At 69.2% G+C, this 26534-nt stretch carries 29 protein-coding genes and 1 tRNA gene; 9 read left to right on the top strand and 21 right to left on the bottom strand.

Translation table 11 applies throughout. From position 1 onward, the window contains the following. Window position 1: 1 nt before the first annotated feature. From IEW87_RS08550 to IEW87_RS08540, 3 genes are read left to right on the top strand one after another with little or no spacing between them, the layout of a single operon-like run. On the top strand, window positions 2-796 hold the full coding sequence (locus tag IEW87_RS08550) for an ABC transporter permease (protein ID WP_229731043.1): 795 nt from the start codon (window positions 2-4) through the stop codon (window positions 794-796). After that, window positions 796-1644, top strand: coding sequence for an ABC transporter permease (locus IEW87_RS08545; protein WP_188711829.1), 849 nt, complete (start codon window positions 796-798; stop codon window positions 1642-1644). Before IEW87_RS08550 ends, IEW87_RS08545 begins: the two co-directional genes overlap by 1 nt. Continuing rightward, entirely contained in the window at window positions 1641-2414 is a 774-nt protein-coding gene (locus IEW87_RS08540; protein ID WP_188711828.1) for an ABC transporter ATP-binding protein, read from the top strand. The genes IEW87_RS08545 and IEW87_RS08540 overlap by 4 nt, the downstream gene beginning before the upstream one ends. Window positions 2415-2420: 6 nt before the next feature. Here the strand turns inward: IEW87_RS08540 and IEW87_RS08535 are convergent, their stop codons facing one another. The 8 genes from IEW87_RS08535 to IEW87_RS08500 form a co-directional block, all read right to left on the bottom strand. Next, window positions 2421-2840, bottom strand: a complete 420-nt coding sequence (locus IEW87_RS08535; protein ID WP_188711827.1) for a pilus assembly protein TadG-related protein — start codon at window positions 2838-2840, stop codon at window positions 2421-2423. Then, window positions 2837-3271 carry a TadE family protein gene (locus tag IEW87_RS08530; RefSeq protein ID WP_188711826.1) on the bottom strand — a complete coding sequence of 145 codons (435 nt, stop codon included), beginning with the start codon at window positions 3269-3271 and terminating at the stop codon, window positions 2837-2839. Before IEW87_RS08530 ends, IEW87_RS08535 begins: the two co-directional genes overlap by 4 nt. Then, window positions 3246-3629, bottom strand: coding sequence for a TadE family protein (locus IEW87_RS08525; protein ID WP_229731041.1), 384 nt, complete (start codon window positions 3627-3629; stop codon window positions 3246-3248). The genes IEW87_RS08530 and IEW87_RS08525 overlap by 26 nt, the downstream gene beginning before the upstream one ends. Window positions 3630-3631: 2 nt before the next feature. Beyond that, a complete protein-coding gene (locus IEW87_RS08520) occupies window positions 3632-3844 on the bottom strand; it encodes a hypothetical protein (RefSeq protein WP_188711824.1) in 213 nt (70 codons plus the stop codon). 22 nt (window positions 3845-3866) lie between these two features. Continuing rightward, a complete protein-coding gene (locus IEW87_RS08515; protein ID WP_188711823.1) occupies window positions 3867-4808 on the bottom strand; it encodes a type II secretion system F family protein in 942 nt (313 codons plus the stop codon). After that, complete coding sequence (locus tag IEW87_RS08510) at window positions 4805-5674, bottom strand: type II secretion system F family protein (RefSeq protein WP_188711822.1); 870 nt, start codon at window positions 5672-5674, stop codon at window positions 4805-4807. The genes IEW87_RS08515 and IEW87_RS08510 overlap by 4 nt, the downstream gene beginning before the upstream one ends. Next, on the bottom strand, window positions 5671-6858 hold the full coding sequence (locus tag IEW87_RS08505; protein ID WP_229731039.1) for a TadA family conjugal transfer-associated ATPase: 1188 nt from the start codon (window positions 6856-6858) through the stop codon (window positions 5671-5673). The genes IEW87_RS08510 and IEW87_RS08505 overlap by 4 nt, the downstream gene beginning before the upstream one ends. 70 nt (window positions 6859-6928) lie before the next feature. Continuing rightward, window positions 6929-7399: a low molecular weight protein-tyrosine-phosphatase gene (locus IEW87_RS08500; protein WP_188711821.1), complete on the bottom strand. Its 471-nt coding sequence runs from the start codon at window positions 7397-7399 to the stop codon at window positions 6929-6931. A 42-nt stretch (window positions 7400-7441) separates the two neighbouring features. Here IEW87_RS08500 and IEW87_RS08495 point away from each other — a divergent pair. Then, window positions 7442-7523 (top strand) — tRNA-Leu (locus IEW87_RS08495). A 139-nt stretch (window positions 7524-7662) separates the two neighbouring features. Here IEW87_RS08495 and rdgB read toward each other — a convergent pair. The 4 genes from rdgB to IEW87_RS08475 form a co-directional block, all read right to left on the bottom strand. Then, a complete protein-coding gene (rdgB, locus tag IEW87_RS08490; RefSeq protein WP_188711820.1) occupies window positions 7663-8250 on the bottom strand; it encodes an RdgB/HAM1 family non-canonical purine NTP pyrophosphatase in 588 nt (195 codons plus the stop codon). After that, window positions 8247-8975 (bottom strand): ribonuclease PH, encoded by a 729-nt coding sequence (gene rph / locus IEW87_RS08485; protein WP_188711819.1) that lies wholly within the window; start codon window positions 8973-8975, stop codon window positions 8247-8249. The genes rdgB and rph overlap by 4 nt, the downstream gene beginning before the upstream one ends. Before the next feature lie 87 nt (window positions 8976-9062). Further along, window positions 9063-10361 carry a UDP-N-acetylmuramoyl-L-alanine--D-glutamate ligase gene (gene murD / locus IEW87_RS08480; protein WP_188711818.1) on the bottom strand — a complete coding sequence of 433 codons (1299 nt, stop codon included), beginning with the start codon at window positions 10359-10361 and terminating at the stop codon, window positions 9063-9065. After that, window positions 10351-11685 carry a MurL-like N-terminal domain-containing gene (locus IEW87_RS08475; RefSeq protein WP_188711817.1) on the bottom strand — a complete coding sequence of 445 codons (1335 nt, stop codon included), beginning with the start codon at window positions 11683-11685 and terminating at the stop codon, window positions 10351-10353. The genes murD and IEW87_RS08475 overlap by 11 nt, the downstream gene beginning before the upstream one ends. A 56-nt stretch (window positions 11686-11741) precedes the next feature. On the opposite strand from IEW87_RS08475, the gene IEW87_RS08470 reads away from it, so the two are divergent. Beyond that, window positions 11742-13037, top strand: coding sequence for a nicotinate phosphoribosyltransferase (locus IEW87_RS08470; protein ID WP_188711816.1), 1296 nt, complete (start codon window positions 11742-11744; stop codon window positions 13035-13037). A 27-nt stretch (window positions 13038-13064) separates the two neighbouring features. Here the strand turns inward: IEW87_RS08470 and IEW87_RS08465 are convergent, their stop codons facing one another. From IEW87_RS08465 to IEW87_RS08455, 3 genes are read right to left on the bottom strand one after another with little or no spacing between them, the layout of a single operon-like run. After that, the gene (locus IEW87_RS08465; protein ID WP_188711815.1) at window positions 13065-13331 is read right to left on the bottom strand and encodes a DUF3039 domain-containing protein; all 267 of its coding nucleotides are present in this window, start codon (window positions 13329-13331) and stop codon (window positions 13065-13067) included. Between the two features lie 44 nt (window positions 13332-13375). Next, window positions 13376-14917: a hypothetical protein gene (locus tag IEW87_RS08460; protein ID WP_188711814.1), complete on the bottom strand. Its 1542-nt coding sequence runs from the start codon at window positions 14915-14917 to the stop codon at window positions 13376-13378. Continuing rightward, window positions 14893-15705, bottom strand: a complete 813-nt coding sequence (locus tag IEW87_RS08455; RefSeq protein ID WP_188711813.1) for an ABC transporter ATP-binding protein — start codon at window positions 15703-15705, stop codon at window positions 14893-14895. Before IEW87_RS08455 ends, IEW87_RS08460 begins: the two co-directional genes overlap by 25 nt. Window positions 15706-15918: 213 nt before the next feature. On the opposite strand from IEW87_RS08455, the gene IEW87_RS08450 reads away from it, so the two are divergent. Both IEW87_RS08450 and IEW87_RS08445 read left to right on the top strand, forming a co-directional pair. After that, window positions 15919-16614, top strand: coding sequence for a phosphocholine cytidylyltransferase family protein (locus IEW87_RS08450; protein WP_188711812.1), 696 nt, complete (start codon window positions 15919-15921; stop codon window positions 16612-16614). 76 nt (window positions 16615-16690) lie between these two features. Next, on the top strand, window positions 16691-16972 hold the full coding sequence (locus tag IEW87_RS08445; RefSeq protein ID WP_188711811.1) for a hypothetical protein: 282 nt from the start codon (window positions 16691-16693) through the stop codon (window positions 16970-16972). A 12-nt stretch (window positions 16973-16984) separates the two neighbouring features. Here IEW87_RS08445 and IEW87_RS08440 read toward each other — a convergent pair whose 3' ends face one another. From IEW87_RS08440 to IEW87_RS08430, 3 genes are all read right to left on the bottom strand, one after another. Further along, window positions 16985-17293, bottom strand: coding sequence for a helix-turn-helix domain-containing protein (locus IEW87_RS08440; protein WP_188711810.1), 309 nt, complete (start codon window positions 17291-17293; stop codon window positions 16985-16987). 55 nt (window positions 17294-17348) lie between these two features. Further along, window positions 17349-18599: a CDP-glycerol glycerophosphotransferase family protein gene (locus tag IEW87_RS08435; RefSeq protein WP_188711809.1), complete on the bottom strand. Its 1251-nt coding sequence runs from the start codon at window positions 18597-18599 to the stop codon at window positions 17349-17351. Window positions 18600-18685: 86 nt separating this feature from the next. Then, window positions 18686-19912: a CDP-glycerol glycerophosphotransferase family protein gene (locus tag IEW87_RS08430; RefSeq protein ID WP_188711808.1), complete on the bottom strand. Its 1227-nt coding sequence runs from the start codon at window positions 19910-19912 to the stop codon at window positions 18686-18688. Between the two features lie 52 nt (window positions 19913-19964). On the opposite strand from IEW87_RS08430, the gene IEW87_RS08425 reads away from it, so the two are divergent. Further along, window positions 19965-21074, top strand: a complete 1110-nt coding sequence (locus IEW87_RS08425; protein WP_373285101.1) for a glycosyltransferase family 2 protein — start codon at window positions 19965-19967, stop codon at window positions 21072-21074. A gap of 6 nt (window positions 21075-21080) precedes the next feature. Here IEW87_RS08425 and IEW87_RS08420 read toward each other — a convergent pair whose 3' ends face one another. Genes IEW87_RS08420 through IEW87_RS08410 form a run of 3 tightly spaced genes read right to left on the bottom strand, consistent with a single transcriptional unit; the run spans window position 21081 to window position 25221 of the window. Continuing rightward, entirely contained in the window at window positions 21081-22517 is a 1437-nt protein-coding gene (locus IEW87_RS08420; RefSeq protein ID WP_188711807.1) for a CDP-glycerol glycerophosphotransferase family protein, read from the bottom strand. After that, window positions 22514-23758 carry a CDP-glycerol glycerophosphotransferase family protein gene (locus IEW87_RS08415; RefSeq protein WP_188711806.1) on the bottom strand — a complete coding sequence of 415 codons (1245 nt, stop codon included), beginning with the start codon at window positions 23756-23758 and terminating at the stop codon, window positions 22514-22516. The genes IEW87_RS08420 and IEW87_RS08415 overlap by 4 nt, the downstream gene beginning before the upstream one ends. Before the next feature lie 47 nt (window positions 23759-23805). After that, window positions 23806-25221 carry a S1C family serine protease gene (locus IEW87_RS08410; protein WP_188711805.1) on the bottom strand — a complete coding sequence of 472 codons (1416 nt, stop codon included), beginning with the start codon at window positions 25219-25221 and terminating at the stop codon, window positions 23806-23808. A 112-nt stretch (window positions 25222-25333) separates the two neighbouring features. Between IEW87_RS08410 and IEW87_RS08405 the strand changes: the two genes are divergently transcribed. Further along, on the top strand, window positions 25334-26533 hold the full coding sequence (locus IEW87_RS08405) for an aminotransferase class I/II-fold pyridoxal phosphate-dependent enzyme (RefSeq protein WP_188711804.1): 1200 nt from the start codon (window positions 25334-25336) through the stop codon (window positions 26531-26533). The last annotated feature ends 1 nt before the right edge of the window (window position 26534 follow it).

The raw sequence follows: 26534 nt of genomic DNA, 5'->3' as shown, positions 1-26534 counted from the left end.
CGTGACCCGCACGTCCCGGGGCACGGCGATCCGCCGCGGAGCGGTGGGTTTCATCGCCCTCTTCGCCGTTGCCGAGATCATCTCGCGCTCGGGCATCGTGAGCGCGACATTCCTGCCGCCGACCTCCCTCGTGCTGCTGCGCGTCGGCCAGCTGCTGATCGATCCTGCCTTCCTCAGCGCGGTGGTCGCCACGCTCTACGCGTGGGCGATCGGGCTGGTGATCTGCATCCTCGTGTCGGTCACGATCGGGGTGCTGCTCGGATCGTCCCGGCGCGCCTATTCGGCGAGTCAGGCCATCATCGAGTTCATCCGTCCGATCCCGTCGGTCGCGCTCATCCCGGTCGCGATGCTCGTGCTCGGAAACGACGCGGAGATGAAGATCGCGCTGATCGTGTTCTCGACCTCGTGGCCGGTGCTGTTCAACACGATCTACGGCATGCACGACGTCGACCCCGTCGCGAAGCTCACCGCGAAGAGCTTCGGGCGCGGTCGCGTCGCGACGCTCTTCGCGGTCTCGCTGCCGAGCGCGGCCCCGTTCATCTTCACGGGGATCCGGATCGCGGCGTCGGTCGCGCTCATCGTGGCCGTCAGTGCGGAGCTGCTCGCGGGCGCCTCCGACGGTCTCGGCCGGTGGATGCTCGACGCCAGCGCGACCGGCAACCGACCGGATCTCGTCTATGCGTCGACGATCATCGCCGGACTCATCGGCCTCGTCGTCAATGGGATCCTCGTTCTCATCGAGCGGCGCTTCCTGTCATGGCAGCCCGCGCTGCGCACCGCGGGGAAGGAGACGTGATGGCCACGGTCGATACCTCATGGACCGCGGTGCCGCGTCGCGGACGACGCGGCATCGGTCGTCTCGGAGAGTTCGCGATCCGCTGGGGCGCGCTTCTCACGCTCGGCATCGTGTGGGAGATTGCCGCTCGCCTGGCGGAGTCGCTCTTCTTCCCGCCGATCTCGGCGATCATCCGGCGCTTCGTCGAGCTCTGGTTCTCCGGACCCGCGACGTCACTCTTCCTCACGGAGACGGTCGGGTCGCAGGTGGTGCCGAGCCTCAGCCGGATGCTCGGCGGATGGTCACTCGCGGTCGTGCTGGGTGTCCTGCTCGGCGTCGCGATCGGCCGCAGCAGGGCCGTCGGCGATTACGTAGAGCCGATCGTCCACTTCGTGCGGGCGATCCCCCCGCCCGCGCTCATCCCGATCTTCCTGATCCTGCTGGGCTTCGGTTCGGAGATGCGGATCTCGCTCATCGTGTTCACAGTGATCTGGCCCGTCGTGCTCAACACGATCGACGGAGTGCGGAGCGTCGAGCAGCTGCATCTCGACACCGGTCGAGTGTTCGAGTTCGACAAGCGCAAGGTGTTCTTCGGTGTCATCCTGCCGAGCGCGGCTCCGAAGATCTTCGCCGGGATGCGCGTGAGCCTGTCCGTCGCCCTGATCATCATGGTGATCTCGGAGATGGTCGGACTGCCGGACGGAATCGGAAACGTCATCCTCGGTGCACAGCGCACGTATCAGATGGAGGACATGTGGGCGGGAATCCTGCTGTTGGGGATCCTCGGCTACGTTCTCAACGCGATCCTCGCCCTGGTGGAGTCGCGGCTGACCAGCTGGCACCGGGGCTCACGAGAAGGAGCGTCATGACCGACCTGCTGACAATCGAGGGTCTCGGCCACGTCTACGAGGGCAGACAGCGGCACGAGGCGATCGGGCGATTGGACTTCGTCGTCCCCGAGGGCGCATTCATCTCGATCGTCGGACCGTCTGGCTGCGGCAAGACGACGATGCTGCGGTGCCTGTCGGGACTCATGGAGCCGACCCGCGGCGAGGTGCTTCTCGCGGGCGAACCAGTCGACGGCGTGCCGCGCGATCTCGCACTCGTCTTCCAGGACTACAGCCGCTCGCTGTTCCCCTGGCGCACGGTCGCGAGCAACATCGCGTTCGTACTGCCGCGCGACATGCAGAAGGCCGATCGCCGTGAACGCGTCGACGAAACACTCGCCGCGGTCGGGCTCGGCGGATCCGCGGACAAGTACCCGTGGCAGCTGTCCGGCGGCATGCAGCAGCGCGTCGCGATCGCGCGCGCCCTCGCGTATCGACCGCGGATCCTCCTGATGGACGAACCATTCGCGTCGGTCGACGCGCAGACGCGCGCCGAACTCGAGGACCTGATGCTCGACGTGCGGGAGAAGTTCGGGATGACGATCCTCTTCGTCACGCACGACATCGACGAGAGCGTGTATCTCGCCGATCAGGTGCTCGTGCTGTCGAAGTCGCCGTCCACGATCGTCGCCACCGTCGACGTCGATCTGCCGCGGCCGCGCGACCAGGTCACGACACGCGCAGACGACGCTTTCGTGCGCCTCCGCAGCGACATCGCGCGCATGATTCGCGACCAGTCGCAGATCGCGTAAGGCGCCTCAGCCAGCGAGCGACGCCCTGCTGGTCGCCGTCCCGGTCAGCATGACCTCGCCCGGGAGGAACGCCGAGACAAGGAACGGATGCCACACGATCGACACGATGGCCCGCGCGGTGGATCCGTCGGTCGTGGTGAGCTCGACCAGGTGAGCATCGACGGGCGACACAGCGACGATGTCCTCGGCGAGCGCGGCGGCCTTGCCGTGGTCGAGCACGATCGCCGCTCCGGATTCCTCCGCGATGATTTCGAATCCGTCGGATGCGGCGAGCGCCGACGCATCGGCAAGCGCGTCGACCCGCTTCTGTGCGACGAACAGGGAGATCGCGTTGACGCTCACGAGGACGATCGCGAGTGCGAGGACGGCGTAGCCGATCGTCAGAGGGAGGATGCTTCCCCTCTCGTCATCTGGGATGGGCCTCATTCCAGCTCCGCCAGCCGCTCGACGCGGTAGGTGCTCGTCGCCGACACGGGAACGCTCAGCGCCTCGGCGATCCCGAGCACCTCGGGAGCGAGGGGCAGCGCGACGGTGTCGGAGACGCTGACGACGATCGTCGCTCCCGCCGCCGGACAGGGGTCAGACCGCGGCACGCATGCGATGTCGACCTCGAGCCGGTGCGGGTCCAGCCCGTAAGCCGACGCGATGGTGTCGCGCACGAGCTCGGGCGGCACCGCCGCCCCCGACGCGAGGGTGCGGGCGACGAACCGCGCCGTGGCCTCCGTGCCGAGCGCGGCGTTCTGCACGGCAGCGAGCGCGATGACAAGGTAGACGATCGGTACGAGGAGGACGAGCCCCGCGACGATGAACTCGAGCGGCGCGCTGCCGCGCTCATCCGACGATCTCGACCGGCGCACGCGCGCTCACCAAGCTTCCTGCCGGGATCCCGAAGAGCCCGACGAGCGGATACGTCGTCGCGAGATCGACGGAGATGAGACGCACCCCGGCGTGCGTCGAGGGGGTGATGAACGCCCGATCGACGACGTCGCGGCCGAGCGCCCGTGTGACCATCTCGCGTGCGCGCTGCTCGGCGTCGGCGGCGGACGTGTCGGCGAGGCCCGCATGGAACGCCGCTTCGACCGCGGCATCCTGCACCACGTTGCGGGTGTATGCGGCGAGCCCGAACTGGAGCACGGCGAGGGTGAGGGCCGACAGCAGCAGCCCGACGAGGATGAACTCGACGGGCGCAGAGCCGCGCTCGGCGGGGTGTCGCACTGTCACAGGCCGGTGACGCGGTTCATCGCGTCTTCGAACAGGCCGCGCAGGGCCGGTTCGGCGAGCAACCAGATGGCGACGACGATCGCGGCGGTCATGAGCGTCACGAGCACCCAGCCGGGGATGTCTCCGCGTTCCTCGTCGCGCACCTCGCCGAACGCGGTGCGGATCCGTCGGGGCGCGCGCCGAGCGGCGCGGGCGAGAGATCTCAACATGTGTCTTCCTTTCTACGGGTTGTCAGAATCCGAACTGCAGCATCGTCACGCCGGGGAAGATCGCGAACAGGACCGAGAGCGGCAACAGCCCGAACACCACCGGCAGCAGCATGAAGATCTCCTTGCGGCCGGCCGTCTCGATGAGGCGGCGTTTGGCATCGTCACGGGCGTCAGCGGCCTGGGCCTGCAGGGTCTCGGCCAGCGGCGAGCCGCGGTCGATCGCGGCGATGACGTGGTCGCACGCGCGCGTCAGCACCGGGGCACGTAGCCGATGGGCCATCGTCGTGAGCGCGTCGGTGAGGGGCGTGCCGGTGTCGACGTCGATCGTCACGGCCCGCAGTTCCGCGGTGAGCTCCCCGCTGCCGACTGTCGCGACCCGGCGGACGCTGCCGAGGATCCCCTCGCCCGCCGCCAGACACAGCGAGAGGAACTCGAGGACGGTCGGCAGTTCCTCTTCGATGCGTGCGACGCGCGCCCGCGCCCGGGAGGTGAGAGCGACGTCACGAGCGATGAATCCGCCGACGGCGCCGACCGCCGGCAGCACGAGGGCGGCCGCGGAGAATCGGTCCGTCGCGACGAGCAGCGCGACGAGGGCGGTGGCAATCGCTCCCCCGACGAGCGCCCATGCGAGCTGGTTGCCGCGGAACGCCGCGACGTCGTGCCCGCGTCCCGCCTGCGCGAGTCGGAGTTCGATCGCCTCCGACCGGCCTGCGATCGTCGCGAACCGGCGCTGTGCGCGTCGCCACGCCGTGCTCATGCCGCCCGCGAGCACGAGGGTCGGATCCGCGATGGTCTGAGGCAGCGTCCTGCCCGACGGATCCGTCACGTCGCGGATGTATGGGGCGATGCGCACGACGAGCGTCGGCGCCCGCCATCCGGGAGCCGCGGCGGCGATGCACCACAGGCCCGCCCCGAGCGCACCCCCGAGGAGCACGGCGATCGCGGCGTCGGCCGGGTGGATCACGCGAACCACCGCCTGGGCTCGGGGAGGCGGCCGACGCGCAGCATGACACGGTACGCCACGACCGACACGCCCGCTCCGACGAGGATGAGCGCGATCCCGCCCGGGGAACCGTAAGCCGACGCCGCGGCGGGCCGGAGCGAGAGGAGGACGAGAACGGCCCAGGGGGCGACGACGCCGAGGATCGCCGCCCCCTTCGTCCAGGACTGCTTGGATTCCACCTCGCCTCGCAGTGCGGCATCGGACCGGATCGACGCCGAGAGCGCTCGGAGCACGGGAACGAGTTCGGTGCCGCCGACCTCTCGCGCCATCCGCAGCGTTTCGATGATGCGATCGGCCATCGGATCCGCCAGTGCCTGCTTGAGACGGTCGAGGCTCGAGGGGAAGTGACCCGACTGTCGCATGTCGCGTTCGAACCGCGCGAAGCCACCTCGCACGGCGGGTGGCGCGGATCCGGCGAGGGCCGACACCGCGTCGGGAAGCGAGAGGCCAGCGCGCACGGATCCCACGAGGAGGTCGCACACGTCCGGCCACATCCCACGGCGTTCGCGTACGAGCTTCGAAGCGCGTGCCCGCAGCCAGACGACGGGGGCGCACGCCGCGGCGACGGCCGCCAGGACCGTGAGCGCGACGGTCGCGGTGACGAGCCATACGACCGCGCTCGCGACGAGAGCGCACGCGGCGATGGCGACCGCGAGGACGCGCGGGGCGAGCGTCGCGTAACCGGCTGATTCGAGCAACACGGCCGCGCGACGCGCGAGGGCACCCGGTCCGGTGCCGCGCGGCGTCGGAGTCGCCCGCGGCCACAGCCACGGCGCCGCAGCAAGCAGCAGCCCGGCCGCGAGCATCGCGCCCAGCAGGACGGTCATGCCGCGCGCTCCGAGCGTCGCAGTGGCCTGCTCGGCACCGGATCGGTCGGGGTGGCGCGGTACAGCGTGCGCGTCACCGGCACACCGCCGTCGATCTGGCCCGTCGGCGCCGCGACTTCCGCAACGTGCCGCGAACCGTCCGCGGACCGTGCGCAGTGCACGACGAGATCGACGGAGGAGGCGACCGCCGGCAGGACGAAATCGCGATCGATGTTGCGCCCGGCCAGCAGCGGGAGGGACGAGAGCTTCACGAGCGCGTCGGCAGCCGAGTTCGCATGGATCGTCGCGGCACCTGGGAGGCCGGTGTTGAGCGCGAGGACGAGGTCGAGGGCCTCTGCGTCTCGGACCTCGCCGACGACGAGCCGGTCGGGACGCATGCGCAGGGATTCCTTCACGAGGCGGCGCAGCGTGATCTCTCCGGTGCCCTCCAGACTCGGCTGCCGCCCCTGCAACGCGACGAGGTCCGGAGCATCGATGGACAGCTCGAAGGTCTCCTCCACCGTCACGATCCGCTGATCGGGTCGGCACGCCGACACGAGCGCGCCGAGCAGGGTCGTCTTGCCGGCGTGCGTCGCGCCCGACACGATGATCGACTGGCCGCCTCGCATCGCGTGCGCGAGCATCCGCGCTGTCTCGGCCGGCAGGGATCCCAGGTCGACGAGGCGATCGAGCGTGCGAACGCCACGCAGGAACTTGCGGATATTCACGGCCCAGTGCCGCCGAGCGATACCCGACAGCACGACGTGCAGGCGGGATCCATCGGGCAGGGAGGCGTCGACGAAGGGCTGACTGACGTCGATACGCCGCCCGGCCTGATGCAGCATGCGCTCCACGACGTCGCGAATCTGCTCGGGGGTGAGGGTCAGGTCGAGGCGCTCGGAGATCCCGTCGCGCGCGACGAAGATGCGATCGGGCGCGTTGATCCAGATCTCTTCGATCTCCGGGTCATCCAGCAGTTGCTGCAGGGGCCCGTACCCCGCGACAGCCGCGACGACGCGCTCGATCGAGGCGTCGTCGAGCGTGCGACTGCCGCGCGCGAGCGCATAGTCGTTATGGCGCCGCACCTCCGCGATCGCGATGCGCCGGACCGCGTCCGGCGACACATCACCGGAGCCGCCCACGGCATGGTCGCCGCGGATCCGCTCGCGCACACGCTCGACGATCTGCTGCTGCTCGGAACTCACCCGGTCAGCGTGGCAGAGATCGCCCACCCGCCTCGAAAGTTATCCACAGGAGCGAATAAGTTGGATTTGATCAGGGATTATTCTCGCCGCGAACCTCGTCGATGATCCGGTCGGCACCCGCTTCGATGAGATCCAGCGTCTCCTCGAAGCCGTCGCGATCGCCGTACCACGGGTCGATTACATCGTCGCGATCATCGCCCGAGACGAACTCCATCCAGAGGCGCGTGCGATCGGGGTCGGCGCCGCGCCGAATGAGGGCGTCGCGGTGACGCCGGGTCATGGCGAGAATCAGATCCGCGCCGAGATCGTCACCGTCGAACGCCCAGCGCGCGGTGCGCGTCGGGATCTCGTAGCCGCGCTGCGCCAGGGCATCGGCCGCGCGCGGATCGATCGGGTTGCCGCTCTCCTCGTCACTCACTCCGGACGAGGCGACCTGGACCTCGAGACCGGCGGCGGCGAGGCGGTCGCGCAGCACGACCTCGCCCATCGGGGACCGACAGATGTTTCCGGTGCAGACCACGACGATCCTCGAGATGCTCATGGCTCCAGCCTATGGTCGGGTGCCGGATAGACTGACGGTCGCGCGGATGTGGTGAAACTGGTAGACACGCAGGATTTAGGTTCCTGTGGCTTCGGCTGTGCGGGTTCGAGTCCCGCCATCCGCACGCGTGACTGCTTCACAGAGCGTCACGTATCTCGGAGATCTCACGTATTTCGGACGAATCTGGCGAATCGGCCCGCGTTTCGTGAGATCTCCGAGTTTCGTGGCGCGAGCGAAGCGCTGCGACGCGCCCGGATCCGCGGTTACAGGTCCGCGAGGAACGGCACGAGAGCACGCAGCGCGCGCGAGCGGTGCGAGGACTCGTTCTTCTCGGCCGGCGTCAGCTCGGCCGACGTGCGGTCGTCCCCCTCGGGCACGAAGATCGGGTCGTAGCCGAAGCCGTTTTCGCCGCGTGCGGCGTGCGCGATGCGGCCTGGCCAGATGCCTTCCACGGTGCGCTCCGCTCCCCCGGGTTCGACGAGCGCGATGACCGAGGTGAAGTGCGCTGTACGGTCCTCGTCGCGGGCGAGATCGGAGATCTGGTCCAGCAGCAGCGCGACGTTCGCGGCGTCATCCTTCGCGTGCCCCGCCCAGTAGGCCGAGAACACGCCCGGCGAACCGCCGAGCACGTCGACGCAGAGCCCGGAGTCGTCGGCGAGCGCGACAAGCCCCGTGTGCTGCGCGGCGGTCCGCGCCTTCGTCAGTGCGTTGGCGGCGAAGGTCGTGCCGTCTTCGACCGGCTCGGGTCCGTCATAGCCGGTGACCTCGATGTCGGGGCGGACGGCAGAGACGATGGCCTGCAGTTCCGCGACCTTGTGCGCATTGTGCGTCGCGAGGACGATCCGCGTCATCGGCCGAGCGCCTCCTTCTGAAGCGCGGTGAGGTCGGCGCACCCCTTCGCGCCGAGGTCGAGGAGTCGATCGAGCTCCGCCTTGTCGAACGGCGCCTGCTCGGCGGTCCCCTGTACCTCGATGAAGGCACCGGATCCCGTCATGACGATGTTCATGTCCGTCCCGGCACGCACGTCCTCCTCGTAGGGAAGGTCGAGCATCGGCGTCCCGTCGATGATGCCCACCGAGATCGCCGCGACGCTGTCGGCCAGCGGCGTCGCCTTCTTCGCGACGTAGCCGCGCTCACGCCCCCACTCGATCGCGTCGCTGAGCGCCACGAAGGCCCCCGTGATCGACGCCGTGCGGGTGCCGCCGTCGGCCTGCAGCACGTCGCAGTCGATGACGATCGTGTTCTCGCCGAGCGCCGAGGTATCGACGACCGCGCGCAGCGCGCGCCCGATGAGGCGCGAGATCTCGTGGGTGCGCCCGCCGATTTTGCCCTTGACGCTCTCGCGCGGCGATCGGTCGTTCGTCGCGCGCGGCAGCATCGCGTACTCGGCCGTCACCCACCCCTTGCCCTGGCCCGTGAGCCAGCGGGGCACGCCGTTCGTGAAGCTCGCCGTGCAGAGCACACGCGTGCCGCCGAAGCTGATGAGCGCGCTTCCCTCGGCCTGGCTGCTCCACCCCCGCTCGATCGTGACGGGGCGGAGTTCATCGAGGGATCGACCGTCGGCGCGAGTTGTCATGGGCGTCCTTTTCGTGTTGAGAAATCGCGGAACACACGATTCCGCGGACAGGCTTCGACCCTACCGGGCGGCTCCCGATCAGCGCGTTCAGACGGACTGCGCCGCCGCCCGGAACACGGCCGAGCGCTCCTCGTAGTCGGTGAACTCGTCGAAACTCGGCGCGCCGGGCGAGAGCAGGATCACGTCGCCGGGCTCCGTCACGAAGCGTGCACGCCGCAACGCGTCGGCGAAGTCACGGGCGATGCGGATCCTGTCGAAGCGCCCTTCCGCTTCAGCTGCGAGCCGCGCTCCCGCCGGACCGATCGCGACCACGTCGACATCGTCACGGCGCGCAAGCGCCTCGATGAGCGGCGCGAACGGGACGTCGCGCTCCGCTCCCCCGGCAATCAACACGATGCGCTGGGCGGGCAGGCTGACGAGGGCCGCCGCGACGGCCTGCGGCGCGGTGGCGAGGCCGTCGTCAATCCAGGTGCGATCGTCAGACGAAGCAATCGTCTCAAGCCGGTGAGCGAGCGGCGTGAACCCCGCAAGGGACCCGAGTGCCGCCGCACGATCGAGTGTGCCGCGGTATTCGTGGACGGCGGCCAGCGCGAGCGCCGCGTTGTGGAGATTGTGGGTGCCGTTCATCGCGATCTCGCCGAGGCGGATCTGGCCGACGCCAGCCCAGACGAGTGCGTCGTCCGTGACGGTGATCCCGAGCGAGGAGGGAGACACGAGGCGCGACTGCTCCCTCGCGACCTCCCGTACCCGGCGTGCGAGGTCGCCGTCGGCGTCCGGCACGACGATGGTCTCGGGGCCGTGGGCGACCAGGCGCAGCTTGTCGGCGACGTACTGGTCGAAGCCGCCATGCCACGGCAGATGCTCGGGGTAGAGCGATGTCACGACGGCGACCCGCGGGGACGCCGTCAGTTCCGCCGCCTGGTAGCTGGAGACCTCCGTGACGGCGCAGTCGACGTCGACCGGCTCGCCGACGGGGATGCCGATGTTGCCCGCGAGGCGCGAGGTCGCACCGGTTGCCGTCAGCATGTGGTGCACCAGCGCCGAGGTGGTGCTCTTGCCCTTGGTTCCCGTGACGGCGATCACGCGGTCACCGTTCTCGGCGAGCCAGAGGTCCATCAACGACGTGAATCGTGCGCCGTCCTCGCGCAGGCGCGCGTACTCGGGTGACGTGTGCGGGATCCCGGGTGACTTCACGATCGCGTCGGCGTCCGCCAGCAGCGCGAGTGCCTCCTCGCCGGTGACGACGCCGTCAGGTGCGGTCGCGGATCCGGTCACCACGACGGTGGCCGCCACGCCACGCCGGGCGAGCTCGTCGCGCGCCGCCATGCCCTCGCGGCCCGCACCCCAGATGACGACGTCGCGGCCGCTGAGCTCGTCAAACCTCACGAAGAACCGCCTCGAGTGCCGGCGGCAGGAAGTGCTCGTCGTCGTGCCAGGCGAACACCGACTCGCGTTCCGCGTCCGTCGCCGCCAGCGCCGCGATCTCATCCCGTTCGAAGAACGGGTGCCCGGCCCAGTCGTCGTGCTCGCGCAGGAGGGTGAGGGCGACGCGACACTCGTCGGGTTCGCCGACGCATTCGAACGGCTTCAGGAGTCCGTCGGCGCCGAGCAGCTCGAGGAAGCCCGTCAGCTGCGACGCGTCTGAAAACAGGTCGCGGCCGCCGAAGATCTCCAGCAGCGCCTCGCGCGTGAGGAACGGAGCGAGGACGAGGAACACGAACCGGCACTTCGGACAGTCACCGCACCACGTGGCGTTCGCCGCAGCGCTGAGGCGGAACGCGCGATTGCAGCTCGTGAACACGCCGTGGTACGCCGTCATGCCCGCGAACGCGCGGGCGATGCGGATCTCGGTCAGCGGCCGCAGCAACGACAGGTACTGCGGAGATCCGTCGGGCAGGCTCTCGCGGAGCAGCCGTTCGAAGTCGGCGCTCTTCGACCACTGGTGATTGATGTCGCGTCCGGCCCAGCGCTGGTTACCGAACGACGCACTCGCCTCGTTGCTGAAGACGACCGTATCGAACCCCGTGGCGACGGCGGAGATGAGCGCGATGAGGGAGTTGATCGCCGTGACCGGCACGTGCCCGTTCGGCGCGCCCTCGTCATTCAGCCGCAGCAGCTCGGCATCGATGGCGCGCGTGGCGCTGTGGAGCGGCAGCCCAGCGGTCTCGGCCGTGCGCTCGATCGGCAGCCGGGGATTGACAGCGACGAGGCCGAGCTCGGCGTCGGCGCGCCGGAGCGTCTCGATCGAGACGACGGAATCTTTCCCGCCACCGACCGCGATCAGAGCCCGCTGCTCGGCGAGGACCGGCTTCCCGACAGGCTCGGCGACGCGTTCCGGGCCCGTCACAGTGGGCTCCAGCGCCTCCGGCATGTCGTTGATGACGGCGAACTCTCCGAGCCCGTTGCGAATCAGCTCGGTCACGAACTGTCGCTCGGCGGGAGTGAGTCCCGATGGCACGGAAAACGGAACGGGTGCGAACGCCTTGTAATAGCTCAGCGATGCCGAGAGCGAGAGCAGGCGAATCAGGCCCTTCGCGACAGGGCCATCCGCGACGTCGCCGGGGAAGACGATCTCCTCGGTGAAGCTGTACCCGGCGCCGTCAGCGCCGGTCGCGGCATAGGGCAGCCGGACCGTGGCCCCGACGAGCTCCGGTTCGCCGCATTCGAATCGCGTGATGCGGGGACGCATCTTCGTGAATGCCGTATCCATCGCGGTCAAATCTACACGCGCGATCTGGGCGTGGACCCGCCAGTAGAGTAGCCGTCATGGCACCCTCGACCGCGCTCATGACGGATCGGTACGAACTGACCATGCTCGATGCGTCGCTGCGCGACGGATCCGCGCATCGCCGGTGCGTGTTCGAGCTGTTCGGTCGGCGCCTGTCCGGCGGCCGACGCTTCGGCGTGGCTGCGGGCCAGGGACGACTGCTCGGTCTGCTGCGCGATTTCCGCTTCGGCGAGGAGGAGCTCGCGTTCCTCCGCGATGAGAGAGTCGTCAGCGATGAGACGGTGCGCTACCTCGAGAACTACCGCTTCTCGGGATCCATTGCGGGCTACCGCGAAGGCGAGCTCTATTTCCCGGGTTCGCCGCTCCTGACCGTCGAGGCGACGTTCGCCGACGCGGTCATTCTCGAGACGCTCGCGCTCAGCGTTCTCAATCACGACTCCGCGATCGCCACCGCGGCCGCCCGGATGTCGATCGCGGCCGGCGATCGTCCGCTCGCCGAGATGGGCTCCCGTCGCGCGCACGAGCACGGTGCCGTCGCCGCCGCGCGCGCCGCCTACATCGCGGGTTTCACCGCCACCAGCAACCTCGAGGCGGGGCGACGCTGGGGGGTGCCGACGATGGGCACGGCCGCCCACTCGTGGACCCTCCTGCACGACTCCGAGGAAGACGCGTTTCGGTCGCAGGTTGCCTCGCTCGGCGAGGACACGACGCTGCTCGTCGACACCTACGACATCGCCGAGGGAGTGCGCCGAGCGGTCGAGATCGGCGGACCGCGCCTCGGCGGCGTGCGCATCGACTCCGGCGACCTGCCGCTCGTGGCCGCCGAGGTGCGGGAACAGCTCGATCGCCTCGGCAATCACGACACGCGCATCACGGTCACCAGCGACCTCGATGAGTACGCGATCGCTGCACTCGCGGCCTCGCCCGTCGACTCCTACGGCGTGGGAACCTCGCTTGTGACGGGATCCGGCTACCCCACGGCGGGGCTCGTCTACAAGCTCGTCGCGCGCGAAGACGCGTCGGGTACGTGGATCCCCGTCGCGAAGAAGGCGCAGGACAAGTCGTCGACGGGAGGCCGCAAGAGCGCCTTCCGGCGCCTCGAGGTCGATCGCGCGACCGAGGAGATCGTCTGCCCGGCCGACGCCGCCGCACCGACCGACGCACGGACGCTCGTGAGGACACTCGTCGACGGTGGCGACATCGACGCCGCGGCGGAGGGAGCGGCCGGTGTCCGCGCCGCGCGGGAGCACCACCTCCGCGTGCGGAACGAGCTGCCCGTGCGCGCCCTCGCGCTCAGCAAGTCCGATCCGGCGCTGCCGACCGTGTCGGCGTGATGTCGCAACGGCTCACGCCGCGGTCTGTCACTTCTTGAGTGACTCGTAGATCTCCTTGCACGTCGGGCAGACAGGGAACTTCTCGGGGTCGCGCCCCGGCGTCCACTTCTTGCCGCAGAGTGCGCGCACGGGCTTCCCCGTGATCGCAGACTCCAAGATCTTGTCCTTCTTGACGTAATGACTGAATCGCTCATGATCGCCGGGATCCTGCGTCTGCTCTTCAATGAGCTCCTGCAGTTCACGGTCGAGAAGCGCGGTACCGCCCTGGTCCGGGCTGTCGAGTGGCGTGCTCATACGATCGATTTTAGTGGGGTTCTGACCGCGGTGGCCGCCGCGAGTCATCTCGTCTGCCCGATTTCGATGAGGCGGTGCCCGCGCCGCTGGAAGATGAGGGCCCCGATCAGGACCCCGAAGACAAGGACGCCGACCCCGGTTCCCGCCCCGATCCACAGCGCATCGACGTCTTCTCGCGTGCGCGACACGACCGCCCCGAACGCCGCGATGAGCGTGGGAACCGACACACAGAAGGTGCCGATCAGGACGACCGCTGGGGCGAGAACGCCGCGCCCGCCGGCCCGCTGCGGCTGGCGGAACGGGCTGTCGCCGGGACGCGCGACCGGGTAGGCGGCCGCCGCCGAGGAGACGCTCGACAAGCCGATCCCCGACAGCGTGAGGGCGAGCGCGACGCCAACGAGGGCGCCGAGATGCTCCCACGCGCCGGCGACAGCCGCCGTGACGGCGATCGTGATCGAGAGCATCGGGATCGCGATGACGACGATCGGCAGCAGGCGCCCGATGCGATCTGCGACGCCGCGCACGCTTGTGACGACGTGCAGCCAGATCGCCTCGGAGTCGTACGCGAGATCGTTGTGGATCGTCCAGCCGAGGAATGCGGCGATGATCGGCAGCGGGATCAGCGCGACGACGTCGACCGGGACACCGGCGATCAGCAGCGGGAGGACGGGGACGAGGCCAGCGATCGGGATGATCGCGACGTTCGCGAGGTAGCGCACGTCGCGCGACCAATAGATCATGCTGCGCGCGGCGATCACGCCCGTCGCGGTCGTCGGGAGGATGCCGAGCCAGCCGAGGCCCGCCTCCTGCTGCTCGGCCGATCGCGGCGGCGAGGCGAGGGCGTGCCGCACGATCAGCGCCCAGCAGGTGATCGCGACCACCAGCGTCGCGGTCGTGACGGCGATCACCGCGGACCCGCCAGTTGCCAGGAGCGCGGGGGCCGCACCGATCGGCATGAGCGCGGCGACCTGCGCGACGGTGACGATCAGTGCGGGTGCGCCGAGCTCCCAGGATGCCGACACCGCATATGCCGCGGCGGGAATGACGACGGCGACGCCGAGGATCGCCACGATGGTCGCACCCTCGCGGGTCCGGCCTCCGACGCGCACGCGCACGGCGAGCGCGTAGCCAAGTCGCGCGACCAGCGCGCACGTGAGCGCATGCGCGGCGACACCGGCGGCCGCCTCGACGACGGGGCGGCCCAGGGCGACCGCGGAGCTTGCGGCGGCGATGTCGACGGCGATCACGGCCATCAGGGGAAGACTGGTGAGGGCGGCGAGCATTGTCGCACCTGTCAACGCGATCGGAGACAACGGCAAGAGCGCGAACGCGGCGGGGTCGAGCGGATCCGGCCGCGGCGATCCGAACGGCGCGAGGAAGAACGCCAGCGTGATCAGCGACCCGCCGAGCACGACGGCGACCTCGAGCGTCTCTGCCGACGTCGACTGGAGCGCCACCGCCCCTGTGGCCGCGGCCGCCGCGGCGAGCACGATGAGGAGGTCCGCGACGATCGCGGAGCCGCGGCGTCGGGTGCGCAGCGGGGCGAGCTGCTGGGCGATCCTCAGCCGGAGGACGTGTGCAACCACTCCAGGCCGCCCCCCTCGACGCTTCCACTCAGATCCACGAACCGCTGTTCGAGCGTCATCTCGCCGCGCACTTCGTTGACCGTGCCCTCGGCGAGCACCTGTCCCGTGACGAGAACCGAGATGCGCGAGCAGATGCTCTCGATGAGGCTCATGCTGTGCCCCGACAGGATCACCGTGCCGCCGCCGTCAACGTACGTGCGCAACACGTCGAGGAGTGTCTGCGACGAGACGGGGTCGACCGATTCGAATGGCTCATCGAGCACGAGCAGGCGCGGGGCATGGATCATGGCGCAGGCCAGCAGCAGCTTCTTCGTCATGCCCGTCGAGTAATCCGATACGGCGCGGCCCATCGCGGGGATGAGCCCGAAGGCCTGAGCGAGTTCGTCGGCGCGCTCCCGGACAACGGGACCGGACAGGCCACGCAGCGACCCGACGTAGTGCAGCAGCTGACGTCCCGTGAGGCGGTCGAAGGTGCGCATCCGGTCGGGCAGCACACCCATCGCCGTCTTCGCGTCGCGCGGACGTGCGATCGCATCCACGTCGAACACGCGAATGTCACCCCGATCCGGACGGAGCAACCCGGAGATCATAGACAGCGTCGTCGTCTTCCCGGCGCCATTCGGCCCCACGAGACCGTAGAAGGTGCCGACAGGCACGCTGAGGTCGATTCCGGCGACGGCCGGCTCGCCGCGATACGTCTTGACGACACCGCGCAACTCGAGCGCCGCGTGCGCGGGCGTTTCCTCCTCGCGCACCTCGGATCTGTCCTCCCCCGACGTGACTGTCACCCGTACAACCTATCAATCCGGGCACGCGTATCCGCGCGCGCTCGCCCCGTTCCGACATGGCCGGTAACCTCCACATCCCCTCGGAACTCCCAGGAAAATCAGGACGCGTTGGTATCCTGGCGTGAGACAAGGGATGAACTCCGAGTAAACACGTCGCGCGGTCCGCGATGGCGGGGTTCCCGGGCGTGGCCCGTCCCGCAAAGGAGTATTCGCATGACCCTCCAGACCGTCATTCTTGCCGCTGGCATGGGCACGCGCCTCGGCCGTGCGTTGCCGAAGTCGCTCACGACGCTTTCCGACGGCCGCACGATCATGCAGCAGCAGCACGAGAACATTCGCGCCGCTTTCGGTTCCGATGCCCGCATCACGACCGTCGTCGGCTACCGCGCTGAGACGATCATCGATGCGTTCCCCGATGCCGACTACGTGCACAACGAGAGTTACGACGAGACGAACACGTCCAAGAGCCTCCTGCGCGCGCTCACGGCGACGGGTCGCGGCGGCGTGCTGTGGATGAACGGCGACGTCGTCTTCGACCCGCGCGTGCTCGGCCGCGCCGTCGAGCTCATCGAGCGCGAGCAGTCGTTCGTCACCGTCAACACGTCCAGTGTCAGCGACGAGGAGGTGAAGTACACGCTCGATGAGCGCGGCTTCATCACCGAGCTGTCCAAGACCGTCGAAGGCGCCGCTGGCGAGGCCGTCGGAATCAACTACATCGCGCGCCAGGACAAGCGTGCCCTGCAGGCACAGCTGCAGCGCGTCGACGACCAGGACTACTTCGAGCGCGGCCTCGAGCTCGCGATCGCCGAGAACGGCGTCCGCGTGAGCGCGATGGACATCAGCGACCTCTACGCGGTCGAGGTCGACTTCGCCGAGGACCTCGAGCGAGCGAACGAGGTCCTCGCCTGACGCCTCGCACACCGTCAGCGGCCCCCGCACACCGAACTTCGGCTCGCGTGTCGGGGGTCCGCTTTATTGTCTGCGCATGGAAGCACACGTCACCCGCCCAGCTCGTGCGAGCCCGTGGCTCGTGCACCGCTCCGCACCGCACCCGGTGATCCGCAACGCCTCAGCCGAACCGCTCTCCTACGCCCGCGCGCTGATCAGAGTCGGCGACGACGTGATCACCGAACGCTGGGGCACAGTGCTCCCCGGCGATGAGGGCGAGATCTGTCTGTGCGGGCTTGATCCGGCCGACGTCTGCGTCACGGTGTCCTGGCGCCCCGCCGGCACCGACGAGGAGCTCCTCTGGCAGTTCGTGCTGTAGCGACGGCGCGGTTCAGTAGGTCGAGCGCATGCCGCGTCGTCGATGTGGGATCTCGGTGTAGCCGTACGGGTAGCGACCATTCTGCAGGTCGTCCGCGCCGATCCCGGCGACGAGCTCCGACACGTCGACCTCGAGCGCGACGGCGATCTGTACGAGCGTCGAGATCGTCGGGTTGCCACGCCCTCGTTCGATGCGCTGGAAGTTCGTCAGATCCATGTCCGCACACTCCGCGAGGGCGCGAGCGCTCACGCCCGCGTCCGTGCGCGCTTTCGCAATGCGCCGGCCGATCTTCTCCGAAGCCGGTGAATGCGTGACTGCCATTCATCGATCGTGTCGAGACCACGGCGCAGACGCCTACGCATATATGAGCTAGCTTTTATGCCACCCCATGGAGGGAGCCGCGCGCCAGCATCGTCTGTCGCTCCTCCCACTCGCTCATGAGCTCCTCGATCGCGGCGTGGAAGCGCGCGGTCGGTTCCCCGGGCCGCGCATCGCCGAAGTGGTGTTCGACCCACCACTGCAGGCGCGCGGTCGTGTCCGGATCCTCCTGGACGCGGGAGATCTCGCGTTCGACCTGCTGCGCGGCCTCCACGGTCAGCCACTCGCAGGCGGAGAGGTATCCTCGCTCGTCGATCACGGCGTCCGGATCGGCGGGACGCGTGACGAGCAACGGTTTGCCGGTCGCGAGGCGGTCGTAGACCATCGCCGAGACGTCGCTGATCGCAACGTCCGCGGACGTGAGCTGCCACCCCATCTCCGGATCGACGTCGTGCACGTGGTGGGCCGTGGGATCCGCGCGATTCGCCTCCGCGATGGCATCTACGATGCGCTCGTGCGCGGCGAGGTAGTCCGGATCCAGCACGCCGGTGCGCGGGTGTGCGCGATAAACGAGGCGATATCGCGGGTCCGCGAGGAGTCTCTTCACGAGCGCCTCCCCGTGCGTGACGACGGACCCGTAGCTCATCGAACGACGATCGCCCTCCCACGTCGGCGCGTACAGCACGACGGTGCGGTGATCGCGCTCGTACGGCGGGTTCCCCGTCATGTGGTCGGTCTGCGGCCGTCCGATCTCGAACGTGCGCCGGTCGACGTCGTAGTCCCACAGCGTGCTCGCGAGGCGGTCCCGGGCCGCTCGCCCTGCGACGAAGGCGTAGTCGTAGGCCTTGTGCTGGCTGCTGACCATGTACGCCTTGTCGGATTCGCCGTGGTTGATGAACACGTGCCACCGGTGACCGTAGCGGAACATCTGGAAGTTGCGCCGGTTCTGGTTGACGTACAGCACGATGCGCACATCCTGCTCGTCGAGGGTCTCCTCGACACTCGTGATCGTCGGCACGTACGTGACCGGGAGCGCGCCATCCTCCAGGAGCATCCTGGCACCCGATGCGCTGCGCGCGAGGACGAGGATCGGGTGGCGCTCGCCGAGCTCGATGAGCGGCGCGTACCACTGGCGGATCTGATAGGCGTTGACGGCGCGGTCGGCGAAGTAGACGGCGATGCGGTATCGGCCGCGTTCGAGCGGTGGGAGCGCGCGAAATTCCCGTTCGACTGACTCAATCACGCGGCGTTTCCTGGCCGCGCGCCGGACGAGCCGAACGGCCTTCTTCGCGTCCGTCAGGAGCGTCATCTTTGCCACGCTAACCGCCGCGCCGGAATCCGCGGCGCGTGCTGATCCAATGCCCTGCAACCGTTCGTCTCGCTCTCAGATGCGGCTTACGCCGACACGGATCCGTGTGTGTCCCACTCGCGCATGAGACGTGCGATCGCGTCATGGAAGCGCGCGGTCGGCGCCCCGGGGGTGGTGTCGCCGAAGTATCGGCGCACCCATTCCTCGAGTCGGCCGGCGGTGTGCGGATCCTCGAGCACGCGCGTGATCTCCGGGATCACGTTCACCGCGGCCTCCGCCGTCAGCCACTCACACGCGCCGAGGTAGCCGCTCTCGTCGATCTCGGCGGCCGGCTCCACGGGCCGGGTCACGAGCAGCGGCTTGCCCGTGGCGAGGCGGTCGTAGACCATCGCCGAGATGTCGGAGATCGCGACGTCCGCCGCGGCGAGCTGCCACCCGATGTCGGGGCCGTCGTCGAAGACGTGCTGAGCCGCGGGATCAGCGTTATTCGCGGCCCGGATCGCGCCGATGATCCGTCGATTCGCTGCCCCGTACGCGGGGTCGACGACACCGCTGCGCGGGTGGGGGCGATAGATGACTCGGTAGCGGGGATCCGAGAGCAGCCGTTCGACGAGCGTCTCGCCGTGGCTGACGATGGAACCGTAGGACGCGCTCGGCCGGTCGCCCTCCCACGTGGGCGCATAGAGGACGATCGTGCGCTCATCCGGGGTGAACGGGGTCGTGCCGGAGTAGTGGTCTGCCTGGGGGCGACCGATCTCGATCACCTTGCGGTCGAGGTCCGCGTCCCACAGCGTGCGCTCGAGACGATCGCGTGCCGCCTGCCCCGCGATGAAGGCGTAGTCGTACGCCTTGTACTGGTTCGTCGTCATGTACATCTTGTCGGACTCGCCGTGGTTGATGAATACGTGCCAGCGGCGGCCGTAACGGAACATCTGGAAGTTCCGCATGTTCTGGTTGACGTACAGGACGATGCGAATGTCCTGCCGCTCGATGAAGCGCTCGACGCCGCGCACCTCGGGGACGAACGCGACAGGCAGCGCACCGTCGTCGAGAAGCGCCTTCGCGCCCATCGCGTGGCGCGCCATCACGACGACGGGCCACGTCTTCGCGAGCTCCTGCAGCGGCCGGTACCACTGCCGCATCTGGTACATGTTGACGTCGCTGTCGGCGAAGTAGACCGCGATCTGAAAGCGGTCACGCTCCAGCGGACCCTGTTCTCGCATCGCCGACGTGACTTCGCGGTAGGCGGAGCGACCGCGCGCCGCCTTCCGGACGACGGCAACGGCATTCTTCGCATCGTTCAACACACCCACACCCTCCACGGTATCCAGGCGCCCTGCCCCGTCCCCGTGCGATGATCGAGAAATGCGTAACGATCCGGGCTCGATGCGGCCGCGAACGATCCGGCGCGACGCGCCGGCGGTGCCGGCCGGCTCCGGAGTGTCCTTCATCATGCCGGTCCTCAACGAGCGCGACTACCTGCCTCGGGCCGTGGAGTCGACACTCGCTCAGGAGGTCGACGGGCCGATCGAGCTGATCCTTGCGCTCGCCCCCTCGACGGACGGCACGACCGAGCTCGCGCACCGCATGGCGGGGGCGGATCCGCGCATCACGCTCGTCGACAACCCGGCGGCGGACATCCCGGTAGGGCTCAATCTCGCGATCCGCGCGTCGCGCTACCCGACGATCGTGCGCGTCGACGCCCACTCCGAACTCAGTCCCGGATACACGATGCAGGCGCTCGACACCCTCGACCGCACGCGCGCGGCGAACGTCGGCGGCATCATGCACGCCGAAGGGCACAGTCCCTTCCAACGAGCTGCGGCAGCCGCCTACAACTCCCGCATCGGCCTCGGCGGCGGCGCCTATCACGGCGGCCGACAAGAGGCCGAGGCCGAGTCGGCCTACCTCGGCGTCATGCGGCGGACGGTCCTCGAGGAGGTCGGTCTCTTCGACGAGACCATCCGACGCGGCGAGGACTGGGAGCTGAACCTGCGGATCCGACGCGCGGGCTATCGCGTCATGTTCGACCCGGAGCTCGCGGTCACCTACCGTCCGCGCGAGAACTGGCCGCGGCTCGCGCGACAGTTCCTCGCGACGGGGCGCTGGCGCGGCGAGCTCGTGCGTCGGTACGGATCCCGCAATTCGCTGCGCTTCTTCGCACCGCCCGCGCTCGTGGGGACGTTCGCGGCCGCGCTCGTCGTCGCGGTGCTCCGCGGCACGCGCGCGCTCACCGGAGCCGCCGCGGCCATCGCGGGGCTCGTGTTCGTCCCCGTGGCCGCCTACGCGACCGTCGTGGCGGCATTCGCGGCCGCACGGCGTGGCGCCGGGTGCGGCGAGCGGGCCTGGATCCTCGCGGTCGTCCCGACGATGCACCTCGCGTGGGGCGCGGGCTTTCTCGCGGGGCTCGCACGCGGCGCGAGCGATACGGTCGACACCTCGCGGCTCGATGGGCGCAACACCCCGTTGCCGTAGCGCACGTCAGCGCGGCAACAGGCCCTGGTCGATCAGCCGTGCGACGACGCGCTCCGCGGCCCGTCCATCGTCGCGCGCGTTGAACACCGCGCGCCACGCGGCGTACTTCTCCGCGAACTGCGACGCGTCCTCGTCGAGCGCGGTGACGAGCTCGTCCTGAGACCGGACGACCGCTCCCGGCGCGCGCGCGACGAGGTCGAAGTAGAACCCGCGCAGGCGGCCGCGATAGTCCTCGAGGTCCGGCACAAGGAAGTACATCGGCTTCCCCGTGATGCTGAAGTCGAACATCACGGACGAGTAGTCGGTGATGAGCGCGTCCGCGGCGAGCATGAGGCGCGAGACGTCAGCATAGCCGGTCACGTCGATCACCCGGGGCCCTGAGGCGCTGCGGCCGGGCACGAGCGTGCGACTGTGCCCGCGCACGAGCACGACCGCATCGGCCTGTTCGGCGAGTGAGATGGGATCCACGTAGTCGACCATCTCGCTGCGATCGTCGCGCCACGTCGGTGCGTACAGCAGCACGCGCTCGCGCTCGCCGATGCCGAGCGCGCGACGGGTCGCACCGTCGTCTCCGGTCGCGAGGTGGTCGTTGCGCGGATAGCCCTCGACCCACACGGGGCGCCCGAGGAATGCGTAAGCCTTCGACAGGATCCGCGCACCGTACGGATTCTGCGCGAGCAGCACGTCCCAGCGGCGAGATTCCTTCAGCACCGCTCCCCACCGGCGCGGAGCGAACCCCCGGCGGTGGAGAGCCAGGCGCTTGAGCGGCGTGCCGTGCCACGTCTGCAGCACGTGCTGCCCGGGACGCGGGACGTAGCGGCGACGCAGCCAGTCGTTGATGACGAGCAGACGCGAGACGCTGCGTGCGCGCCACCAATCCGCGGATCCCTCGATGACGGGCACCGCGCCAGGAGGTACCTCCACCGAGAGGTCGATGACGCTCCAGAACCGCGTGATGTCAGGTCGCACACGTGCGATCTCCCGATCGAGCGCGAGCGGATTGTCGCCGGCGACGCGCCCGTAGTAGCTCTCGAAGAAGACGGCGTCCTCGAGCGCAGACGCGTGGACGGAGTAGCGATGTTCGAGCGCGGCGACGGCCTCAGGCGTCTCGATCGACGGATCGATGGGCGGACCGACGCGCACGGTGTCGCCGTCAACGGAGACCCGTGCCTCGTCGTCGATCGACAGCGGCAGGGAGCCCGCGATCTCCATGTCCGGAATCTCGATCCGGTACACCCCCGACGGCAGCGGCAACTCGGGCCCGCCCCACCGTGAGGCGCGGAGTGGGAAGCGCACCTTCCAGCTCTTGCCGCGGCCCGTGATCCGGCCGTTCACAGCCGCGCGCGATCCGGTGAGCACCGCGGTCTCGGGGCGATCGCCCTCTCCCGCGACGACGAGCACGCGCGTCTCATCGACGATCTCCACAACGGTCCCGGTCCTCATGGGCTGGCCTTCCCGATCCGCCTTCGGATCTCCTCGAGCACGCGGAAGGTGTTTCGTCCGTCGTGAAAGTCGTGCACCGACCGGCTCAGGGCGCGTGCCCGGCCCACGAGTCGCTCGCGCTCCTCATCCTGCCCGAGCAAGCGGTCGATCGCCGGGAGGAGTTCACGCCATGTCGTGGGAACATCATCTCCCGCCACGGCGGCGTACGCACCGTAGAAACCGCGCGTGCGCGCATACTCGGCGACGTCGGGAGCGAGGAACAGCGCAGGCAGCGGCACGAGCGCCGCGTCGTAGGCGAGGGACGAGTAGTCGGTGATGAGCGCCTCGAAGCCGGGCAGCGCGGGGGTCACGTCGATCAGCACGTCGGACCCGAGTGACACGACGCGGTCAGTCGCCACCGGCGGACGATACTCGCCTTCCCCGAGTCGATGAGAGCGCACCGCGAGCACGGCGTCGTGCTTCTCGAGCAGCACGACGATCCGCGTCCATTCCGCGGCGGAGGGGATACCGGGATCGGCCGTGCCGTCGCGCCAGGTGGGTGCGTAGAGCAGGATCCGCCTGTCGGTGTCGAGCGCGGGCACCGCCTGCCGCAACACCTCGCGGGCCTGCGCGGCCCGCGCTGACGCTGATCCGCGGGACAGCACGTCGACGCGGGGCTCGCCAGTGACCGCGATGCGCGCATCGGAGATGCCGAACGCCGACTCGAGGCGGCCGCGGACGAGGTGGCTCGCAGCGGGCAGGACCCCGATGCGCTGCGCCGAACGGCGGTACAGCCACGCAAGCAGGCGGCGGACGAGGCGTGAGCCCGGCAGGAAGGAGCTTGTGACCATCACGGGGGCGTCGAGACCGAGCCGCTTGAGCGGGATCCCGTGCCAGAGCTGCGCCACGAAAGCGCCGGTCACCGCATACGGATTCACGTCGCCGAAACCGTGCGATACGACGGCGACGCGCGCTCTCGCGGTCGCCCAGAAACCGCGCCAAGATGACTTCGGAAGCGTGGGGATCCCCCGCTGCCGCGCATCGTGATCTTCGTCGCGCGTCGTCGTCAGCCACACCGCATCGATGTTCTGCGACCGCGCCGCCTGCCAGAGGGCGAGAGGGCCGTCGGCGATGCCCGCACCGCAGCCGAACACCCACCGGTCACTGCGCGGTGTCACGGCGGTGACGAGGCGTCCGAGCGCGTACAACGGGATCCGCGCGAGCTTGCGCGCGTTTCCCGTGTCGAAGGAGAAGGACGCCACCCGACGAGCCTAGTGGCCGCGGGCGACGTCCTTCGTCTGATCTTCGCCTACTCGAGCGTGCCGAGCGTGACCTCGGCCTCATGCTCTTCACCGTCGCGGACGTACGTGATCGTGGCGGTCGACTCAGCGGGCGCGGCGCGCACCTGGGCCGTGAGATCGATCGCGTCATTGACGCGCACGCCGTTGAACGTCGTGACGACGTCGCCCGACTCGAGTCCGCCGGCCTCGGCGGCGCCGTCGGGCACGACCTCGTCGATGTAGGCGCCCGTCGTGGTCGTCCCCTCCATCATCGACGCGGGGGCGACGGTCGCGCCGAGGAGGCCGTGGGTCGCCGCCCCGTTATCGATGATCTCGGTCGCGATGCGTTCGGCGATGTTCGACGGGATCGCGAATCCGAGACCGATGGATCCGCCCTCCTCGCTCGAGGAGGCCGCCGTCGCGATCGCGACGTTGATGCCGACGAGCTTGCCCTCGTCATCGACGAGCGCACCGCCGGAGTTGCCGGGATTGATCGCGGCGTCGGTCTGCAGCACGGCGATCTTGATCGATTCATTCGACTGGCGCGGCTCGTCCTGGCCAGGCAAGTCGAAGAACCACGGTGTGTCGGAGTCGCCGTCGTCGGGAGATTCGGTGTCGTCCCCCTTCGGCGCGGCGGCCGAGGCGATCTCGATCGAACGGTTGAGGTTGCTGATGACGCCGGTCGTCACCGTGTTCGACAGCCCCATCGGTGCGCCGATCGCGACGGTCGTGTCGCCGACGTTGAGCTCCGACGAGTCGGCGATGTCGATCGGTGTGAGGCCGGAGGCCCCTTCAAGCTTGATGACGGCGAGGTCGTAGATCGGATCCGTGCCGACGATCGTCGCGTCGTAGAGCGTGCCATCCGACCCCGTCACGCGCAGCTGAGCATCGCCGGACGCACCGCCGAGGGTCACAACGTGCGTATTGGTCAGCACGTAGCCGTCTTCGCTCAGCACCACTCCGGATCCGCTGCCCCCGCCGGACTGGCTCGCGGCCTCGATCGTGACGACGCTCGGCAACGCAGCGGCGGCGATCGCGGCGGTCTGGTTGACCTCGTCGGGGTTGTTGATCGTGATGTTGTCCGAGCCGCCCGTGGGCTGGGCCGTCGATGTCGTGTCATCGCCCATGAGCGACATGCCGAGCCACGCTCCGCCGAGGCCGGCGCCTCCGCCGACGAGGGCGGCGACGACCACAAGGCCGGCGAGCTTCGCCCCGCCACCGGACTTCTCCTTCGTGCGCCGCTGCTCCTGTGGCGCCCACTGGTATGCGGGACCGTGCCCCTCCGGGACCGGGACCGTCTCCGGCGCGGGCGGCGCCCCGTGCACGGGCGGAGCACTGTGACTCGGGGGTGCGTATGGCGGTGCCGCGTACGACCCGTGGGTCGCGGCGTCGGCAGCCGAACGCTCGGGGAGCGGCGGAATGGGTGTTCCGTTGTCGTTGCTCATGGCCTCTCCTTCTGCCTGGTTCCCTCAGCGTGCATCCGGAACCTATGACGGCCCTATGTCCAGGGTACGGCGATCTTGTGAGGTCGGACGCGTGTGCCGGTAGCCTGCAGGAATGACGGAGGTACGCGGATCCTGGCGCCTCGCCGCGCGCGGTGCTCGACTGCTCGACTCTGCCGGCGCGGTCGCGCCGACGATCTTCGCCGAGCTGTCAGCGCGCGCAGCTGAGACGGGCGCGATCAACCTCGGACAGGGGTTCCCTGACGAGGACGGGCCGACGGAGGTGCTCGAGGCGGCGCGCTCCGCGATCGCCAGCGGGAGGAATCAGTATCCGCCCGGGCGTGGCGTCCCCGAGCTGCTCGAGGCTGTCGCCGAGCACCAGGAGCGGTTCTACGGGATCCATCTCGATCCGCGCACCGAGATCATCGCCACGGCCGGCGCGACCGAGGCCCTCACGGCCGCCCTGCTCGCGCTCCTCTCCCCCGGCGACGAGGTCGTCGTCTTCGAGCCGTTCTACGACTCGTACGCGGCCGCGATCGCGCTAGCGGGCGCGCGTCTCGTGCCCGTGCGTCTGGCGTGGCCGGACTTTCAGCCGGACACCGCGGAGCTCGAGCGCGCCGTGACGAACCGTACGCGCGCGATCCTCGTGAACGATCCCCACAATCCGACAGGAGCCGTGTTCTCCGACGCGGTCCGGCGCAGCATTGTCGACCTCGCCGCTCGCAACGACGCCGTCATCATCACCGACGAGGTGTACGAGCACCTCGTGTGGGGCGCACCGCACAGGCCGATCGCGACGCTGCCGGGCGCGGCGGAGCGCACGGTATCGATCTCGTCGGGCGGCAAGACCTTCAGCGCGACCGGATGGAAGATCGGATGGCTCACCGCGCCGGAAGACCTCGTCACTGCCGTGCTCACGGTGAAGCAGTATCTGACCTACGCGAACGGATCCCCGTTGCAGCCCGCCATCGCGCGGGGCCTGCGCCTGCCGGACGAATTCTTCTCCGAGCTCGGCCGAGACATGCACGCGCGCAGCACGGTGCTGGGCGACGGTCTCGAGGCCGCCGGCCTGTCGATCTCACGCCCCGCCGGCACCTACTTCACCGTCGCCGACGTATCGCCTCTGGGACACGAGGACGCGGCCGCGTTCTGCCGCGCGCTGCCCGAGAAGGTCGGCGTGATCGGCGTTCCCGTGTCGGCGTTCGTCACGCCCGAGCACGACGAAGAGTACCGCTCGCTCGTCCGATTCGCCGCCTGCAAGAAGGTCGATGTGCTCGAACAGGCGACGTCGCGGCTTGCGAAGCTGCGCGCCTGAG

The organism is Microbacterium faecale, assembly GCF_014640975.1.
GTDB lineage: Bacteria > Actinomycetota > Actinomycetes > Actinomycetales > Microbacteriaceae > Microbacterium > Microbacterium faecale.
The sequence above is the reverse complement of the archived record's forward strand: the minus strand, read 5'-3'. Positions and strand labels throughout refer to the sequence as shown.